Genomic DNA, 17,704 nt, shown 5'->3' with positions numbered 1-17,704 from the left:
CAATGACGCAAACGGATACGGCCGTCCGACTCGAAGACATCACGAAACGATTCCCGGGCGTCGTCGCAAACGACAACGTCGACTTGCCCGTCGAGCGCGGCTCCGTGCACGCGCTGCTCGGCGAGAACGGCGCCGGAAAGACAACCCTGATGAACGTCCTCTACGGTCTCTACCAGCCGGACTCGGGCCGTATCGTCGTCGACGGCGAGGAGCGCGACTTCGCCTCCCCCCGGGACGCCATCGACGCCGGCATCGGGATGATTCACCAGCACTTCATGCTCGTGGACACGATGACGGTGGCGGAGAACATCGCGCTCGGCAACGAGCCCCGTAAGTGGGGCGGCCTCGCGGTCGACCGCGAGGCGGCGCGTCGCGACGTCGTCGAGCTCAGCGAGCGCTATGGGTTCGACGTCGACCCCGACAAGACCATTGCCGACGTCAGCGTCGGCGTCCAGCAGCGCGTCGAGATTCTGAAGGCGCTGTACCGTGGCGCGGACGTGCTCATCCTCGACGAGCCGACCGCCGTGCTCACGCCCCAGGAGGTCGAGGACCTCTTCGACGTCCTTGACGAGCTCACCGACCAGGGGAAGACGGTCATCTTCATCACGCACAAGCTCGGCGAGGCGATGCACGCCGCCGACGACGTCACCGTCCTCCGGGACGGGAAGAACGTCGGCACCGTCGACGCCGACGAGACCACCCGCGAGGAACTCGCGGAACTGATGGTCGGACGCGAAGTCGTCCTTGACGTCGAATCGACGCCGCCGGACGTCGGCGACACCGTCCTCGACGTGGACGCACTCTCCGTGCTCGACGACCGTGAGGTGCCCGCCGTCACGGACGTCTCGTTCGTCGTGCGCGAGGGCGAAGTGTTCGGCGTCGCGGGCGTGGACGGTAACGGGCAGGCCGAACTCGTGGAAGCAGTCACGGGCCTGCGCGACCCCGAAGCCGGGTCCGTCGAGTTCGACGGCCGCGACGTTACTGATGCCCCCCGGCGCGACCGCATCGACAGCGGGATGGCGTACATCCCCGAGGACCGTCAGGAGCGCGGGCTCGTGATGGATTTCGACCTCGTGGAAAACGGCATCCTCGGCAGCCAGCACGGCGCGCCGTTCGCGTCCGGCGGCACCATCGACTGGGACGCCTCCCGGACGCACGCCGAGGACATCGTCGAGGAGTACGACGTGCGGCCGCCGGACGCCGACACGGAAGCTGTCGCGCTCTCCGGCGGTAATCAGCAGAAGTTCATCGTCGGTCGCGAGTTCGAGCGCGACCCGCGCCTCGTCGTCGCCACGCACCCGACGCGCGGCGTCGATATCGGCTCCCAGGAGTTCATCCACGACCGTCTGCTCGAACTCCGCGACGAGGGCCGGGGCGTCCTGCTGGTCTCCTCGAAGCTCGACGAAGTGCAGGGGCTCTCGGACCGCCTCGCCGTCATGCACGACGGCGACGTGATGGCGGTCGTCGACCCCGACGAAATCGACGAGGAAGAACTCGGCCTGCTGATGGCCGGCGAGTACCCCGAGGGCTACGAGCCACGCAGCGAGCGCGACGCGGAGGGGGTGGCGCAGTGAGTTTCTCCGAGCGCGCCCACGACCTGCTCGGGCGGCTCGTCCGTGCCTCCGCGTTCGAGCGCTTCCTCATCAGCACGTCCGCGCTCCTGCTGTCGGTGTTCATCGGCGCGCTCATCATCCTCGGCGCCGGCCGGATGACCGACTGCGCCAGCGCCGCCTACACCATCGCCGTCCCCGGGAAGTTCGTCACGACCACGCTCCCGGGTCTCGTGCCCGGCGTCGTCAAGAGCGTCCTCCCCGGTGGCCTGTGGCCGTCGCAGGCCGTCTTCGCGATGGGGTTCTGTTACGACCCGTTCGCGGTGTACGACCTGCTGTTCCTCGGCGCGCTCGGGGACGTCCTGAACAACCCGCTGAACAGCCAGTTCGCTACCACCATCGCTGAGACCACGATTCTGATGTTCACGGGCGTCGCCGTCGCGGTGGCGTTCCGTGCGGACATCTTCAACATCGGTGTGCAGGGCCAGCTCGTCGTCGGCGCGCTCACCACGGGCGTCGTGCTCACGTACGTCGCGCCGCCACTGGCCGGCCTCGGCGTGCTCGCGACTATCGTGTTGCTCCCGCTGGGCCTCCTGCTCGGCGGCGTCGCGGGCGGCGCGTACGCGGCGGTCCCGGGTGCGTTGAAAGCGTACGCGGACGCCAACGAGGTCATCACCACTATCATGCTGAACTTCGTCGCGACGTCTATCGCGCTGTTCCTCGTCTCTCGTGAGAAGTACTTTAAGGACCCCGAGAGCTTCGCCAACCAGACGGTGAACCTCCCGGACGTCGCGCTGTTCCCGTCGTGGCTGTTCCGCGCCCGGGACGATGTCTCCCTGCTCGCGTTCGCGTTCGCGGTCGTCGTGCTCGTCGGCATCTGGTATCTGCTCCAGCACACGCCGTTCGGCTACGACCTCCGCACCAGCGGCCTCCAGCCGGACGCCGCCGAGTACGGGGGCGTCGACGCCGACCGTACCATCGTCTCCAGCATGACGCTGTCTGGCGCGCTCGCCGGCATCGGCGGTGCCGTCTACGTGCTGATGGTGCTCGGGAACTTCCAGACCGGCGTCCCGGACTACGGCTTCGACGGCATCACCGTCTCCATCCTCGCCGGGAACAACCCGCTCGGCGTCGGCCTCGCGGCGTTCCTCTTCGGCGTGCTCAAGAGCGGCTCCATCGTCGTGCAGGTCGGCTCGGACGTCCCGCCGACGCTGGTCGGCGTGCTCCGCGGGCTCATCATCCTGTTCGTCGCCATGCCGGAGTTCTTCCGGATGATCGGACAGAAGTTCGGTTCGTTCGGCCGGCCGGGCGAGCCAGTTGCCACCGACGGCGGTTCCGGAGGTGGGAGCGATGAGTGACGACCGTCGTGTCGTCGGAACCGCTCGCAGCGCCGTCTTCAGTACCTACGACCGGCTGTTCGTCGGGCGGGGCCGCCTCCAGCAGGCGGTCATCGGCATCGTGCTGTTGGCTGCCGTCGGCCTCGTCGCCGCCGGCCTCCTTGCGCCGCAGTCGGACGCCGGCCGCCTGTTCGCCGTGCTCACGGCCGACTCCACGCTGGCCGCGACGCTGCGGCTCTCGGTCCCCATCGCGTTCGCCGCGCTTGGCGGCATCTTCGCCGAGAAGAGCGGCGTCATCAACATCGGCCTCGAAGGCTTGCTCATCATCTCCGCGTTCGTCGGCATCTGGGCGACCGACGTGACCGGGAGCGTCTGGTACGGGCTGATCGGCGGCGTCCTTGCGAGCACGCTGCTGGCGGGGCTGTTTGCCATCGTCTGCATCGAATTCCGTGCCGACCAGATTATCGCCGGCCTCGCGGTCTGGCTCATCGCGCTCGGCCTCGCGCCGTTCCTCTCGTCGGTCATCTACGGCTCGAAGAACTCCACCAGCGTCGACACGTTTCCGACGCTCCCGGACATGGGGATTCCGGTGCTCTCGGACGCCGTCACGGCCCCGATGCCGGTCGTCGGCGTCGCGCCCGTCGACATCCCGTTCTTCGGCGCGCTGTTCGACGCCAGTCCTCCCGTCTACCTGATGCTGCTGGCGGTCGCGCTGTCGTGGTACACGCTCCACCGCACCGCGTTCGGGCGCTGGGTCGAAGCCAGCGGCGAGAACCCGAAGGCGCTGGACACCGCGGGCGTGAACGTCCACCGCGTCCGGTACGCCGCCGTCCTACTGTCGGGCGTGCTCGCGGGCGTCGGCGGCGCTGCGCTCGCGCTCGGCGTCGGCCAATTCACGGGCAACGGCCCGACGATGGTCAACGGCAAGGGGTTTATCGCCATCGTGGCGTATCTCTTCGGGAACTACAACCCTGTGGGGGCGCTGGCCTCCACGATGTTGTTCGCGGGTCTTGACGCCACCCAGCTCACGCTGCAAGCCCGTGACGTCTTCCAAGTGCCCACGGAGCTCGTGCGCACCATCCCGTACGTCACGGTCATCGTCGTGCTCGCGCTGTTCGGCCGCACGCGTATCCCGTCGGCGGGCGGTGAGCACTACGAGTCTGGCGAGGACGAGTAGGCCGAACGCGGCGGCTTTTTGTCGCGGCTGTTCGAAGTACGGATATGGACAACGACGAACTTCTCGCTGCTGCTCGTGACGCCCTGAAGGAAGCCTACGTGCCGTACTCTGAGTACCCGGTCGGCGCAGCAATCGAGACCGCTGACGGCGAGGTGTACGTCGGCACGAACGTCGAGAACGCGAACTTCTCGAACAGCCTCCACGCCGAGGAGGTTGCCGTCGGGTCGGCGGTCCGCGACGGCCACCGCGACTTCGCGAAGGTTGTCGTCACCTCCGAAGCCCGGGACGCCGTCACGCCGTGTGGGATGTGCCGGCAGACGCTCGCGGAGTTCTGCGATGACGACGTGCCCGTGCTCTGTGACACTGGCGACGGGTTCGAGCGCTACACCATCGGCGAACTCATTCCGGACACCATTACGCCCGAGATGCTCGGGAAGTGACGAACGAGCGCAATACACGCCGGTTCAGCAGGATAAACCCCGTCGCGATGACTACGAAGCCCGCCGCGGTCACCGGCCCGATTGTCTGCCCGAGAATCACCCAACTGGAGACTGCGGTGACGATTGGGACGACGTAGGAGACGAGGTTCGCGCGCACCGGTCCGACGGCACCCACGAGTTCGAAGTACAGCGGGTACGCCAGCGCCGTCGAAATGACGCCCGTGTACGCGATGGCACTGAGCAGCGACATCGACGCCGGCACCGACTGCGGTTCGCCCGCGGCCAGGCTGCCGGTGTGGAGGAGAACCGCGCCGAACGACAGCCCCCACGCGGTCTCCGCGAGCGCGTCGAGGTCGCTACCCAGTCGGTCGACGACGACGCTCCCCAGCGCGATGCTCGTCGCGCCCGCGAGCAACAACAGTTTCCCGGTCGTGCCGGCGGCCAGCGCGCCAGGCGACGGCCGCACGACGATGGCGACGCCCGCGAGGCCGACCACCAGTCCGACCAACTCAACGCCGTCGAGGCGCTCGGAGGGCGACACCGCGGCCGCCAGCCCAGCCGCGATGACGGGATTTGTGGAGAACAACACCGAGGCGACGCCACCCGTGGTGTACTGCTGGCCGACGAACAGAAACGCGTTCGTGAGCGCCGCCACCGTCAAGCCGTTGACCGCGGCGCTGGTGACCTCCCTACGAGTCTGTGGGAGGAAGCGGTCGCAGACGACGTACGCCGCCGGGAGCGCGACCACGGCGGCGGTCTCCAGTCGGTACGCCGCGAACAACAGCGCCGGCAACTCCCGCAGGCCGACGTCGATGGCAACGTACGACCCGCCCCACGCGACCGCGACAATCCCGAACAACAGCGCGACGCGACTCCGGTGCACGGCGGACGAACGGATCCCGGCGCGAAGTGCGTTCGGCTTCCGGAAACACGAAGACACTTTGCCCGTCGCCGGCGAAGCCAGCAGCATGCCCGGCGACAGCGAGGACCCCAACGACGAGGTCCAGTATCACGTCGAACTCTCCCCGGGGGACGTCGCGGACGCAGTGTTGCTCCCCGGCAACCCCGAGCGCCTCGACAAAATCACGCCGCTGTGGGACGACCACGACGAAGTCGCCCACCACCGCGAGTACCGGACTGCCACCGGCAGTTACGACGGCACGCCCATCTCAGTGACCTCCACCGGCATCGGGTCGCCGTCGGCCGCCATCGCCGTCGAGGAACTCGCGCGCATCGGCGTGGACACGTTCATCCGCGTCGGCTCCTGCGGCGCGCTCCAGGCAGACATGGAACCCGGCGACCTCGTCATCACGCGCGGCGCGGTCCGCCAAGAGGGTACCAGCGACGAGTACGTCCGCGAGGACTACCCCGCGGTCGCGGACACCGAGGTCGTCTCCGCGCTCGTCGCCGCCGCCGAACGCCTCGGCCACGACTACCACGTCGGCCTCACGATGAGTTCGGACTCCTTCTACGCGGGCCAGGGCCGCCCCGGCTTCGAAGGCTTCGAGGCCGCCGGCAGCGACGACCTCATCCAGGAACTCAAGGACGCGAACGTCGCCAACGTCGAGATGGAAGCGTCGGCCATCCTCACGCTCGCGAACGTCTACGGCCTCCGCGCGGGCGCCGTCTGTTCGGTGTTCGCGAACCGCGAGACCGGCGAGTTCCTCACCGAGGGCGAGTCCAACGCCGCCGAGACGGCAAGCCTGGCGGTCCACCTGCTCGCGAAAATGGACGAAAAGAAGGCAGAGGCCGGCGTCGACCAGTGGCACGCCGGCATGAGCCTGAAGTAGGATACAGCGCAGTCAGGGCGCGTACTCGGGCAGCGCGCGGTCGAGTACGTCTTCGACGAACGCACTCTTCTCCGCGGTGTACACTTCCCGATTCTCCGGATACATTGCGGCCAGGTCACGCTTCAGCGACGCATACGCCGCTGCCACGTCTGGATACTCCCGGAGGTAGTCGCGCAACGCCACCTGTTCGCGGTGGCAATTACTGTCCACTTCGACCAGCGAGAGGTAGTGTGTTCGACAGTCCGGCGGTCCGCGCACGAGGAAGACCCGGTCGGGCACGTCGTCGTTCGGCCGCCGCTCGTAGCCGTTCGCGTCCAACGAGGCGGCCATCGCGTCGGTCTTTCCATCGCTGACGACGACCAGCACGTCGACAATCGGTTTCGCGGGAATCCCCTTGATGGCGGTGCTGCCGACGTGTTCGACTGCCTCGACGTACTCACCGACGAGGTTGCGCAGCCGCTCGGCTTCCTCGCGGTAGGCGTCGTGCCACGACGGGTCGTGCAGTTCGAGCGCGACGGCGTTGCGGGAGAGTCCGACCATCCGACTGTTACTCGTCGCCTCTCGTGTCGCCGGAGAGGAAGATGCTATCTTTGCCAGCGTGGAAGCGGTCGAGCGCGCGCATCGTCCCGATGTACGACCCGATGGCGATGACAGTAATGGCGACGAGGAGGACGAACCCGTACCAGACCAGTTGGGCAGCCATACTTGTACTGAGGCCAGCGTCCACCTTCAACGTTCGGCGAGACTTCGAGAATATCGGCTCCGGGGCTGCGGTAGTCAGCGTTCGGAAAACAAGGGAATTACTGCGGTTAGAGCGCGTCCCAGGCCTTCATCGCACGGGACCACGACGTAATCTTCGCGATCCAGCGCGCGGCCGCGCCTTTCTTCAGCATCTTCGCGGGCGTGCCGTTGAACGTGCGGACCGGCGCGGCGAAGCCGTTCACTTCGACGTCGTGCGCGATGGCGGTTTCGCCGATGGAGACCAGCGTCCCCTGGTCGTCGTACGTCCACGTGCGCAGCGGGCGGTCGTCGATGGCGCGCGAGATGTTCTCGGCGGCGACGTCGGCGGCCTGCCAGGCGGCTTGCGCGGTCGGCGGCGCGACCTCGTCGTCGCCCTGTTCGATTAGCGAGCAGTCCCCGACCGCGAACACACGGTCGTCCTCCGTCTGGAGATTCGAGCCCGCCTGCAGGCGGTTGTGCTCGGCTTCGAGGTCGACCTCGGAGAGTTCGCTGGGGCCGGTGACGCCGCCCGTCCAGAGGAACACGTCGTAGGAGAGGTCGTCGCGCTCGTCGAATTCGAGGCTGTCCTCGGTCGCCGCGGTGATGGGGTCGTCGGTGAGAATATCGATGCCGCGCTCTTCGAGGCGGTGGCGGAGCGCGCCCTGAATCTCGCTGTCGCCCGGCGGGAAGATTTCGGGCAGCGCCTCCACGAGCGTGACGTCGATGGGCGCGTTGTGGCGGTCGCGGAACTCCGCGAGTTCGCCCGCGCTCTGGATGCCCGAGAGGCCCGCGCCGCCGACGACAACCTGTGCGGGGTCCTCGCGGGTGGCTTCCTTCGCGGCGGCCTTGACGTCCTCGTGAATTTCGAGGGCGTCGTCGAGTCCCTTCAGCGTGTGGGGGTGTTCGCCCATCCCCTCGATGCCGTAGGTCGCGGTCTCGGAGCCGATGCCGACGAGGAGGTAGTCGTAGTCGACGGCGTCGCCTTCGTCCAGTTCGACGGTGCGGTCGTCGGTGTCGATGTCGACGACTTCGTCGTGGACGAACCGCGTCCCGCGGGACTTGATGTCCTCGACGGGAATCGTAATCTTATCCTCGACGCCCGGGTCGCGGATGATGCGGTGGGATTCGTGGAGGACAAGGTGGTAGTCGGTCTCGGATACCCAGACAAGTTCCGTGTCGGGGTCAAGTTCGTCTTCGAGCTTCGACACGGCACCAGCGCCAGCGTAGCCGGCACCGAGAACGACGACTCTGTTTGTCATACGGAAGCCTGCGTGACCCGGTGATACAAAGGCTTTGAAACGCCGCGCGTTAGTGCTCGGGTTCTTCGGCGGGCGCTTCCATCGAGTCGATCTTCAGGATGAGAATGTTCGCGGTGTCGTCTTTGCCGTCCAGCGTGCCCTCGATGACGAGCTTCGACAGCGGCGTCGGCCCGACGGTGACGCTGTCGCCCTCGTGGAACTCCCGGATGGAACCGCGGAGGTGGATTTCGGCTCGGCAGAGTTCGGGGTGGTGGACGCTCGTCAGGCCGATCTCCTCGACGTTCGCGTCTTCGAGGAGTTCGCCCTCGTGGCGTACGGGGACCTCAGCGGTCGTGTCCAGCTTCTGGATTTCCAGCGCTTCGTAGGCGTTGACGGTCGGCTTGTAGCCGCCCTTCGGCCCGGGGACGCCCTCGACGAGCTGAAGCGCTTTTAGGCTCTGCATCTGGTTCCGGATGGTGCCCGGGTTGCGGTCGACCTCCTCGGCGATGTCCTCGCCCTTGACGGCCTGCTCGCGCTCGGTGTAGAGGTCGACGAGCGCGCGCAGTATCGTCTTCTGACTGGAGGTCAGTTCAATCGATGACATACGACTTCTTTGGCCGGTGTTTTCCATAAATCCCCCGATGGGGAGACCACCTGCGGGCGGCGAAGCGGTAGGTTTTACGGCACGACCGCCAATTCACGCGCATGGACGGAAACCGCGTTCTCGTCACCGGTGGCGCGGGGTTCATCGGGTCGAACCTCGCGAACCACCTCGCCGCGGACAACGACGTTATCGCGCTCGACAACGGCTTCCTCGGGACGCCCGAGAACCTCTCCGAGGATGTTGAGTACGTCGAAGCGGACGTGCTCGACGACGACCTGCCGACCGGAGGCGTCGACGTCGTCTACCACCTCGCCGCGCTCTCCAGCCGACAGATGCTCGAAGAGAACCCCCGCGAGGGAGCTCGCGTCAACATCGAGGGGTTCGTCAACGTCGTCGAACAGGCTCACGACGACGGCTGCGACACTATCGTCTACGCGTCGACGTCGTCGGCGTACGGTAGCCGCACCGAACCGAGCCCCGAGGACATGGACCTGGAGGCCGCGACCGGCTACGACGCGTCGATGCTCGGCCGCGAGCGCTACGCGGAGTACTACAACAACTTCTACGACGACATCTCGTGCGCCGGGATGCGCTTCTTCTCGGTGTACCAGGGCTACGGCGGCAACGAGGCCCACAAGGGCGAGTACGCCAACACCGTTTCCCAATTCACCGAGAAGATTGCAAACGGCGAGTCGCCCGTGCTGTGGGGCGACGGCACCCAGACCCGGGACTTCACGCATGTCGACGACATCGTGCGCGGGCTCGTCCGAACTGGCGAAGAGGAACTCGCGGGCGTCTACAATCTCGGAACGGGCGAGGCGTACTCGTTCAACGAGATGGTCGAGCTCATCAACGACGCCCTCGGCACGGACGTCGAACCTGAGTACGAGCCGATTCCGCTGGAGAACTACGTCCACGACACGTGCGCGGATATCTCTAAAATCAAGGAAGCAACGGGCTGGGAGCCCCAGATTTCCTTCGAGGAGGGCGTCGAGCGCGTCGTCGAACCGTACCGCGACGATTGAGTTACCGGCGTTCGAGGTCGCGTTCGAGAACCCGATTCATGACGAACGTCGACGCGACGAGCGTCCCGCCGAGGAAGGCATCCGTCGCGTACGCCGACCCCGCCAGCGGCACGAGTTCTCGCGGGAAGTAGACGTACACCCACGCAGCCACGACTGTGTAGCAGGCCAGCGGGACGAGCAACACCGCCGCCTCCGTGGGCTGTAGTCGCTTCAAGTCTCCGTACGTGCGGTCGTGCCACGGGTTCTCGGTCAGCGGCAGCCCACGCTAGCCAGCCGAGCAAGCGGAACCCGAGGTACCGGAGTTGGCGTCGTTTGGAGGGCACACGCACCGCTCCCGGGAGTGGTCTGTAAAAGGCGCTTCGCCGTCGCGGAACCGCACGCACTAAGGGTCGCTCGCCGTACTTGCGCGCATGGCCAAAAACGTCCACGTCATCGGCGCACCGATGGACTACGGCTCGGACCGGCGCGGCGTCGACATGGGGCCGTCGGCGATTCGCTACGCCGACCTCGCTGCGGAACTCGACGCGGCGGGCGTCGACGCCGTCGACACCGGCGACTTGCTCGTCCCCCGGGCGGAGGAGCGCGAGCCCAGCGACGGGCGCGCGAAGTTCCTCGAAGAAATCGAGGACGTCACCGCCCGGCTCGCCGACGAGGTCGCGGACACGCTCGCGGACGGCGCGTTCCCGCTTGTGCTCGGCGGGGACCACGCGGTCGCCATCGGGTCGCTGTCGGGGAGCGCGCGGGACGCCGAAATCGGCGCGCTCTGGCTGGACGCCCACGGCGACTTCAACACGCCCGCAACATCCCCGAGTGGGAATGTCCACGGGATGCCCCTTGCGGCGGCGCTGGGCCGCGGCGAGTTCGCGGACACGGAGTGGGCGAACGCCGCCGGCCTCCGCGAGGAAAACGTCGCGCTCGTCGGCCTCCGGAACCTTGACCCCTCCGAGCGCGAAGCCATCCAGGAGAGCGAGATGACCGCGTTCACGATGAGCGACATCGACGAGCGCGGCGTCACCAGCGTCGTCGACGAAGCCCTCGACATCGTGACTGCGGGCACCGACGGCGTGCACGTCTCGCTGGACGTCGACTGGCTCGACCCAGACGAAGCACCCGGCGTCGGGACGCCGGTACGTGGCGGCGCGACCTACCGGGAAGCCCACGCGGCGCTCGAAGCGATTGCACAGCGGGACGCAGAAGAGGACCTCCTCCGCTCGCTGGAGGTCGTCGAAGTGAACCCGATTCTGGACGAGTCGAACCGGACCGCTGACATCGCCGCGGAACTGGCCGCGAGCGCGCTCGGCAAGCGAATCCTCTGAGGCGGCGTCAGAGCGCGGCGGTCAACACTGCGTACGCGAGCCCCGCACCCGCCGCTGCGAGCGCGGCATGACCGAGTGCGCCGAACGCCACCGCAGCGCCTGCGAGCACCCTGTCGATTGGTTCGAGTTCCTGTCCGAACAGCTCTCGTTCGCGTTCGGCGACAGCCATCGTCGTTCACCTACCTAGTCGTTGACCGGCTGGCGGGACAATCCCCCGGGGTGGTTCCTACGGAGTCGCAACCGCTCCCAGTTGCCGGGAATCCGCGAAAAGAGTTACCTGACGGCTACTCGTCGTCTTCGCTCTCGTTTTCTTCGTCACCGTCCTCGCTGGGGCGGTAGACGGAGACGTCGGCGACCTCGTCGCCTTCCTCGACGTCCATCACTTTCACGCCCTTCGTATTCCGGCCGACCGTCGACACCTCGTCGACGGGGAGCCGGATAATCTGGCCGCCCTCACTCATCGCGACGAGGTTGTCCTCGTCGCTGACCGTGTCCAGGGAGACGACGTTGCCGTTGCGTTCCCCGGTCTTGATGTCCACGAGGCCCTTGCCATTCCGGGACTGCTTGCGGTACTCCGTCAGCGGCGTGCGCTTCCCGTAGCCGTACTCGGTGACTGTCAGGAGGGTGCGCTCGTCGTCGGGTTCGACCGGCGCGAGGCCCGCAACCCGGTCGTCGCCTTCGAGGTCCATCCCACGGACGCCGCGGGCGTTGCGACCCATCGCGCGGACGTCCGTCTCGTCGAAGCGAATCGCCATCCCGTGCTCGCTGCCGAGCACGACGTCGTGGCTGCCGTCCGTGACCTCGACGTCGGCGAGCTCGTCGCCGTCCTCGAGGCTGATGGCGATGATGCCCGTCGAGCGGATGTTCTCGAATTCACCGACGGTCGTGCGCTTCACGTAGCCGTGGCGGGTCGCCATCGTGAGGTACTCCTCGTCTGATTCGAAGTCGAGGTCGTCGGCGGTGACGACCGCGGAAATCTCCTCGTCGTCGTCGAGGTCGAGAATGTTTACGGCGGAGGTGCCCCGCGCCGTGCGGGACATCTCGGGCACCTGGTGGACTTTCAGGCGGTAGACCTGCCCCTGGTTCGTGAAGCAGAGCAGGTAGTCGTGGGTGCTCGCGGTGAACACCGCGGAGACGCGGTCCTCGTCCTTGAGGTCCGTGCCGATGATGCCCTTGCCGCCGCGGTGCTGGGCGTCGAAGGTGTCCGCGGGCACGCGCTTGATGTAGTCGCTCTCGGAGAGCACGACCACGACGTCCTCCTCGGGGATGAGGTCCTCGTCGGTGACCGTGCCCGTGTCCTCGATGAACGACGTGCGGCGCTCGTCGGCGTACTGCTCTTTGATGTCGCGGAGTCCGCCCTTGATGACCGAGAGGAGTTCCTCCTCGCTGCCCAGAATCTCCTCGAGGCGCTCGATGCGCGCAGTGACGTCCTCGTACTCGGACTCGATTTCGGCGGCCTCCATCGACGTGAGGCTGCCGAGTTGCATCCGGACGATGTGGTCGGCCTGCGCCTGCGTGAACCCGAAGTCGTCCTTAAGGGCTTCTTTGGCGTCGTCGCGGTCCTCGGCGTTCTGGATGGTCTCGACCACGTCGTCGGCCTGCTCTAAGGCCTTCAGGCGACCTTCGAGGATGTGCGCGCGGTCCTCGGCTTCCGCGAGGTCGTGCTCGGAGCGCCGCCGCACCACTTCCTTGCGGTGGGCGACGTACTCCTCGAGCATCTCCTTGAGCGTGAGAACCTTCGGCTGGCCGTCCACGAGCGCGAGGTTGATGACGCCGAACGTGCGCTCGAGGTGGGACTCCAGCAGGTGGTTCTCCACCACGTCCGTGTTTGCGTTCCGCTTGAGTTCGACGACGATGCGGATGCCGTTCCGGTCGGACTCGTCGCGGAGGTCGCGCACGCCGTCGAGGTCGCCGTCGCGGACGTCGTCCGCGATGCGCTCGACGAGCTTCGACTTGTTCTGCTGGTAGGGGAGTTCGGTGATGACGATGCTGTCACTCGAATCTCCTTCCTCGACGTGGTACTCGGCGCGCATCCGGACGCGGCCACGCCCCGTCTGGTAGGCCTGCTTGACGTCCGAGCGCCCGACGATGTTCCCCGCGGTCGGGAAGTCCGGCCCCTTCACGTGGTCCATCAGGTCCACGACCGTGCAGTCGGGGTTGTCGATGAGGTGGATGGTCGCGTCCACGACCTCACCGAGGTTGTGTGGCGGGACGTTCGTCGACATCCCGACCGCAATCCCCGACGAACCGTTGACGAGTAGGTTCGGGTACGCCGACGGCAGCACCGTCGGCTCCTCCAGGCGGTCGTCGTAGTTCGATTGGAAGTCGACGGTGTCCTTCTCGATGTCCGTCAGCAGCTCCTCCGCGATGGGGGACATGCGGGCTTCCGTGTACCGCATCGCCGCGGCCGGGTCTCCGTCGACGCTGCCGAAATTCCCCTGGCCGTCTACGAGGGGGTGGCGCATCGAGAAGTCCTGGGCCATCCGCACGAGCGCGTCGTAGATGGCGGAGTCGCCGTGCGGGTGGTAGTCGCCCATCGTGTCCCCGACGATGTTCGAGGACTTCCGGTGGCTGGAGCCACTGGAGATGCCCGCCTCGTGCATCGCGTAGAGGATGCGGCGGTGGACTGGCTTGAGGCCGTCCCGGACGTCCGGGAGCGCGCGGCCCGCGATGACGCTCATCGCGTAGTCGATGTACGACTGTTCCATCTCCTCGTCGACGCGGACGTTCTTCACGCGGTCCGCGACGTCGTCGGGTACGTCTGGTGCTTCTGAACTCATGTTAGATGTCCACCCACTCTGCGTCCGTGGCGTGCTCCTGGATGAAGCGCTTGCGCGGCTCGACGGCGTCCCCCATCAGCACGGAGAACATCTTGTCCGCGGCGGCGGCGTCCTCGACGGTGATGCGCTTGAGGATGCGGTTGTCCGGGTCCATCGTGGTGTCCCAGAGCTGCTGGGGGTTCATCTCCCCGAGGCCCTTGAACCGCTGGACCTGCGTCGGGTTGCCGTCGCACTTCTCCTCGATAATCTGTTCGCGTTCCTCCTCGGTCATCGCGTCGTACGTCTCGCCGCGGTACCGGATGCGGTACAGCGGCGGCTGGGCAGCGTACACGTAGCCGGCTTCCAGCAGCGGCTTCATGTGCCGGTAGAAGAACGTCAACAGCAGCGTGCGGATGTGCGCACCGTCGACGTCAGCGTCAGTGTTGTGCGCACAGAGTCCGCCCATGCCCGCAACGAAATTCTCGTCTTCCTCGACCGAGAAGTCGTAGACGTACTCGCTCGTAGGTTCGACTTCCTCGACGCGGCGAACCGGGAGCGACACAAGGTCGTCAGACACCTCTCGATACTGACGATTCTTCTCATTGTCGTAGCCGTTCTCAACTTTCTCCTCTAGCTTGTCACTGCCCGGGTGTGTCTCCCAGACGTCGCGGAGCGTCGCTAAATCTGACCGCGCGCTCACGGTGACCGTGTGGACGTCGGCCGTCGTTCCGAACTGCTCAGCGCTCCCGTCAGGGAGGTCGTCTGCCGCCGTCTCCGAGCGAGAAGCGACGGTCCCCTGCGCTGAGAGCAGGTATAGCAGTCCGCTCGCGAGGTCACGAGACGTCGTGGTCCATGAAATGCGGTCTTCTGTGACAGTTCCGTCTCCCCGGAGGTATCCCCGGAGGAAGGCGCGCTGTCCGCTGGAGGACACGTCGAAAACGAGGTCGGGGACGGACTTTTCTGTTGCGTCATCGCCGTCGAATCCGAATACGTGCTGCCAGACGAGCGCCGCGACTTTGTTCACGAGTTTCACTTCGTCCACGCGGTCTTCCGATTCGTAGCGTGCGCCGGGAATTCCGAACACGTGACCGAACGACTCCCGGTAGCGGTCGACGAGTTCCTCGTTATCCCCGTCGACTGCGAGTCGAATCCCGTTTCTCGGCGAGCACGACCCGTCAGCGGCGTACCACCCGAACAGTTCCAGCAGCGTTTCGTCCACAGTAACGTAGCGGTCGACGCCGTTGTCTGCGTAGTGCTCGGGCGTCAGTTCGATGGACGCGTCCTCGGGAATTAACGCGAGATCCTCCTCGTCGAGTTCACTGACGGCGACGTAGTCGCGTACGCGGTTCGTTTGCGCGCCCGCGTACTGTTCGTTCCACCGTTGGTCGAGCAACGAATCCGTGACTGACACGTTCTCCATCACGGCACCCGCGGACGCGCCGACGGTCTCGCAGTACGCCTGGAAGTTTGAGACAGTCGGCCTCGACTGACCGCGCTCCCACTGTGAGATAGTTATCGGCTGTGCAACGCCGACCGCATCGCAGACGTCTTGCTGAGTGAGACCTGCCTCGGTGCGCTGTTCTCTGAGGGTCGCACGAACGTCTTCAGGCGCCTCTACGCGGGCCTCGACACGGTCGACGGTATCCGTGCCGCCGTCCGTCAACTCCCTGCGCACTTTCGCTTTGAACAGTTCCTCGATCCCCTCGCCACGCGCGTACACGGTCGAGTCGAACTCGTCCGAACGGTCGACGAGCTCCGCGAGTAGGTCGATTCTGTCGCCGTCCCGGTCGCCGTGCAGCGGAACCGAACGCGGAGCGACGATCTCGTCGTCCGGCTCGACTTCGTCGCCCTCGGCTAGTTGGATTTCACCATCCCGGTGGACGAACACGCTATGGGACGCAGTCACCTTGAGATTCCGTCCGTACGAGGTCTCGATCTCGTACAGCGGTTCGTCGATCTTGTGACGAATCACCTGGTCGATAGGCTGGAACTTCGTCGCTTCGTCGTCCCTCCCGAAGCACAGCACCTCGTAGTCCTCGTAGCCATCGCCGTCTGCCTCGATGACTTCGTCGATGAACGACCCGATCTTCACGAACCGCGTCCGACCGTCGCCGTCACGGACAAACCCGTGCTCTTCGCCGTCGACGCTCATCATGATGATCTTCTTGTACCGGAGGTCGTCGATGTCGAACTCGTCGCCGATGCCGGTGCCGAGCGCGGTGATGATGTGGCGAATCTCGTCGTGTTCGAGGATGCGGTCGAGGCGGTGTTTCTCGACGTTCAGAATCTTCCCGCCGAGCGGGAGAATCGCCTGGAACTCGGGGTTGCGGCCCTGCTTCGCGGAGCCGCCCGCGGAGTCGCCCTCCACGATGAACAGCTCTGCGTCGTCGGGATCTTTCGTCTGGCAGTCCGCGAGCTTCCCCGGGAGACTCGTCGAGGACAGCGCGCTCTTGCGGCGCGTGAGTTCCTCGGCCTTCTTCGCGGCCTTCCGTGCTTTCGCGGCTTCGACGGCCTTCCGGACGACGGCTTCGGCGGTGTTCGGGTTCTCCTCGAAGTACGTGCCCAGTCCCTCGTGGACCGTTCCCTCGACGATGCCCCGGACCTCGCTGTTGCCGAGTTTCGTCTTCGTCTGCCCCTCAAACTGCGGATCGGGGTGTTTCACGGAGACGACCGCTGTGAGTCCCTCGCGGATGTCCTCGCCCGTGAGGTTCTCGCCGTCGAGCTCCGAGAGCAGGTTGTTCTCGTTGGCGTAGTCGTTGACCGTGCGCGTGAGCGCGGTCTTGAACCCCGTGAGGTGGGTGCCGCCCTCGCGGGTGTTGATGTTGTTCGCGAACGCGTGCGTCGAGGACTGGAGGTCGTCGGTCGCCTGCATCGCGATTTCGACCTGGATGCCGTCCTCGTCGCTCTCGAAGTAGATGACGTCGTCGTGGAGCGCCTTCCGGCTCTCGTTGAGGTACTCGACGAACTCGCGGATGCCGCCCTCGTACTCGAACGTCGAGGATTCGGCTTCTTCGCCGCGCTCGTCGGTGAGCGTGATTTCGACGCCGGAGTTGAGGAAGGCCAGTTCGCGCAGGCGGTTCTCGAGCGTGGAGTAGTCGAACTCCAGCGTCTCGAAGATGTCGGCGTCGGGCCGGAACCGAATCAGCGTGCCCGTCTCGTCTTCGCCGACGTCGCCGATGCGTTCGAGGTCGGTGACGGGTTCGCCGTGCTCGAACTTCTCGCGGTACTTCCCGCCCTCGCGGGAGACCTCGACGGCGAGGCGCTCGGAGAGCGCGTTCACGACGGAGACGCCGACGCCGTGGAGCCCACCGGAGACCTGGTAGGACTTCCCGTCGAATTTCCCGCCGGCGTGCAGGACGGTGAGGATGACCTCGACCGCGGGTCGGTCGTACTCCTCGTGGGTGTCTATGGGGATGCCGCGACCGTCGTCCTCCACGCTGACCGAGCCGTCCTCGTGGAGTGTCACCTCGATGCGGTCGCAGTATCCGGCCAGCGCTTCGTCGATGGAGTTGTCCACGACCTCGTAGACGAGATGATGGAGGCCACGAGCGTCAGTGGAACCGATGTACATCGCCGGCCGTTTCTGGACGGCTTCGAGCCCCTCCAGAACCTGGATTTGGCCAGCGCTGTACTCGCTTTGGTCAGACATGAACGTTGAGTCTCTCTAGGCTCCCCGACGGTAAAAAAGACTCGCACGCGTGCGCGCGAAAACCACCAATTGTCTTGCGTCCGTCTGCCGTCCCGCGTT

General features: G+C 66.1%; 15 protein-coding genes and 3 pseudogenes. 7 read left to right on the top strand and 11 right to left on the bottom strand.

The genetic code is table 11. The features are described from left to right. Nucleotides 1-2 precede the first annotated feature (2 nt). The 4 genes from LPA44_RS04510 to cdd are packed head-to-tail and all read left to right on the top strand — an operon-like array spanning nucleotide 3 to nucleotide 4,504. Nucleotides 3-1,574 (top strand): ABC transporter ATP-binding protein, encoded by a 1,572-nt coding sequence (locus LPA44_RS04510; protein ID WP_230888402.1) that lies wholly within the window; start codon nucleotides 3-5, stop codon nucleotides 1,572-1,574. Beyond that, a complete protein-coding gene (locus tag LPA44_RS04505; RefSeq protein ID WP_230888401.1) occupies nucleotides 1,571-2,908 on the top strand; it encodes an ABC transporter permease in 1,338 nt (445 codons plus the stop codon). Before LPA44_RS04510 ends, LPA44_RS04505 begins: the two co-directional genes overlap by 4 nt. After that, nucleotides 2,901-4,064, top strand: a complete 1,164-nt coding sequence (locus LPA44_RS04500) for an ABC transporter permease (RefSeq protein ID WP_230888400.1) — start codon at nucleotides 2,901-2,903, stop codon at nucleotides 4,062-4,064. Before LPA44_RS04505 ends, LPA44_RS04500 begins: the two co-directional genes overlap by 8 nt. A 44-nt stretch (nucleotides 4,065-4,108) precedes the next feature. Next, the gene (gene cdd / locus LPA44_RS04495; protein ID WP_230888399.1) at nucleotides 4,109-4,504 is read left to right on the top strand and encodes a cytidine deaminase; all 396 of its coding nucleotides are present in this window, start codon (nucleotides 4,109-4,111) and stop codon (nucleotides 4,502-4,504) included. On the opposite strand, the gene LPA44_RS04490 is transcribed toward cdd, so the two are convergent. Further along, on the bottom strand, nucleotides 4,479-5,387 hold the full coding sequence (locus LPA44_RS04490) for a DMT family transporter (RefSeq protein WP_230888398.1): 909 nt from the start codon (nucleotides 5,385-5,387) through the stop codon (nucleotides 4,479-4,481). The genes cdd and LPA44_RS04490 overlap by 26 nt on opposite strands. Nucleotides 5,388-5,472: 85 nt before the next feature. Between LPA44_RS04490 and LPA44_RS04485 the strand changes: the two genes are divergently transcribed. Next, nucleotides 5,473-6,294: a nucleoside phosphorylase gene (locus LPA44_RS04485; RefSeq protein ID WP_230888397.1), complete on the top strand. Its 822-nt coding sequence runs from the start codon at nucleotides 5,473-5,475 to the stop codon at nucleotides 6,292-6,294. 12 nt (nucleotides 6,295-6,306) lie between these two features. On the opposite strand, the gene LPA44_RS04480 is transcribed toward LPA44_RS04485, so the two are convergent. The 4 genes from LPA44_RS04480 to LPA44_RS04465 all read right to left on the bottom strand — a co-directional run bounded on the left by LPA44_RS04480 (nucleotide 6,307) and on the right by LPA44_RS04465 (nucleotide 8,856). Continuing rightward, nucleotides 6,307-6,834, bottom strand: a complete 528-nt coding sequence (locus LPA44_RS04480) for a GrpB family protein (protein ID WP_230888396.1) — start codon at nucleotides 6,832-6,834, stop codon at nucleotides 6,307-6,309. A 7-nt stretch (nucleotides 6,835-6,841) separates the two neighbouring features. Beyond that, entirely contained in the window at nucleotides 6,842-6,997 is a 156-nt protein-coding gene (locus LPA44_RS04475) for a hypothetical protein (RefSeq protein ID WP_230888395.1), read from the bottom strand. Between the two features lie 106 nt (nucleotides 6,998-7,103). Next, nucleotides 7,104-8,273 (bottom strand): NAD(P)/FAD-dependent oxidoreductase, encoded by a 1,170-nt coding sequence (locus LPA44_RS04470; protein WP_230888394.1) that lies wholly within the window; start codon nucleotides 8,271-8,273, stop codon nucleotides 7,104-7,106. Nucleotides 8,274-8,322: 49 nt separating this feature from the next. Then, a complete protein-coding gene (locus LPA44_RS04465) occupies nucleotides 8,323-8,856 on the bottom strand; it encodes an Rrf2 family transcriptional regulator (protein WP_230888393.1) in 534 nt (177 codons plus the stop codon). Between the two features lie 101 nt (nucleotides 8,857-8,957). On the opposite strand from LPA44_RS04465, the gene LPA44_RS04460 reads away from it, so the two are divergent. Continuing rightward, entirely contained in the window at nucleotides 8,958-9,881 is a 924-nt protein-coding gene (locus LPA44_RS04460) for an NAD-dependent epimerase/dehydratase family protein (protein WP_230888392.1), read from the top strand. A gap of 1 nt (nucleotide 9,882) precedes the next feature. Here LPA44_RS04460 and LPA44_RS04455 read toward each other — a convergent pair whose 3' ends face one another. Beyond that, nucleotides 9,883-10,095 carry a hypothetical protein gene (locus LPA44_RS04455; protein WP_230888391.1) on the bottom strand — a complete coding sequence of 71 codons (213 nt, stop codon included), beginning with the start codon at nucleotides 10,093-10,095 and terminating at the stop codon, nucleotides 9,883-9,885. 196 nt (nucleotides 10,096-10,291) lie between these two features. Between LPA44_RS04455 and rocF the strand changes: the two genes are divergently transcribed. Next, nucleotides 10,292-11,197 carry an arginase gene (rocF, locus tag LPA44_RS04450; RefSeq protein WP_230888390.1) on the top strand — a complete coding sequence of 302 codons (906 nt, stop codon included), beginning with the start codon at nucleotides 10,292-10,294 and terminating at the stop codon, nucleotides 11,195-11,197. 7 nt (nucleotides 11,198-11,204) lie between these two features. On the opposite strand, the gene LPA44_RS04445 is transcribed toward rocF, so the two are convergent. The 5 genes and pseudogenes from LPA44_RS04445 to LPA44_RS18335 all read right to left on the bottom strand — a co-directional run. Further along, the gene (locus LPA44_RS04445; protein ID WP_230888389.1) at nucleotides 11,205-11,366 is read right to left on the bottom strand and encodes a hypothetical protein; all 162 of its coding nucleotides are present in this window, start codon (nucleotides 11,364-11,366) and stop codon (nucleotides 11,205-11,207) included. 115 nt (nucleotides 11,367-11,481) lie between these two features. Further along, entirely contained in the window at nucleotides 11,482-13,977 is a 2,496-nt protein-coding gene (gene gyrA / locus LPA44_RS04440; protein WP_230888388.1) for a DNA gyrase subunit A, read from the bottom strand. A gap of 1 nt (nucleotide 13,978) precedes the next feature. Beyond that, nucleotides 13,979-14,398, bottom strand: a pseudogene (locus tag LPA44_RS18345) (DNA topoisomerase IV subunit B); the annotation flags it as partial. Nucleotides 14,399-14,404: 6 nt separating this feature from the next. Continuing rightward, a pseudogene (locus tag LPA44_RS18340) lies at nucleotides 14,405-16,108 on the bottom strand (LAGLIDADG family homing endonuclease); the annotation flags it as partial. Continuing rightward, a pseudogene (locus tag LPA44_RS18335) lies at nucleotides 16,094-17,605 on the bottom strand (DNA gyrase subunit B); the annotation flags it as partial. The pseudogenes LPA44_RS18335 and LPA44_RS18340, both read right to left, overlap by 15 nt. Nucleotides 17,606-17,704: the final 99 nt, after the last annotated feature.

It is taken from the genome of Halobacterium sp. KA-4, assembly GCF_021028995.1.
In the GTDB taxonomy this organism is placed as follows: Archaea; Halobacteriota; Halobacteria; order Halobacteriales; family Halobacteriaceae; genus Halobacterium.
The sequence above is the reverse complement of the archived record's forward strand: the minus strand, read 5'-3'. Positions and strand labels throughout refer to the sequence as shown.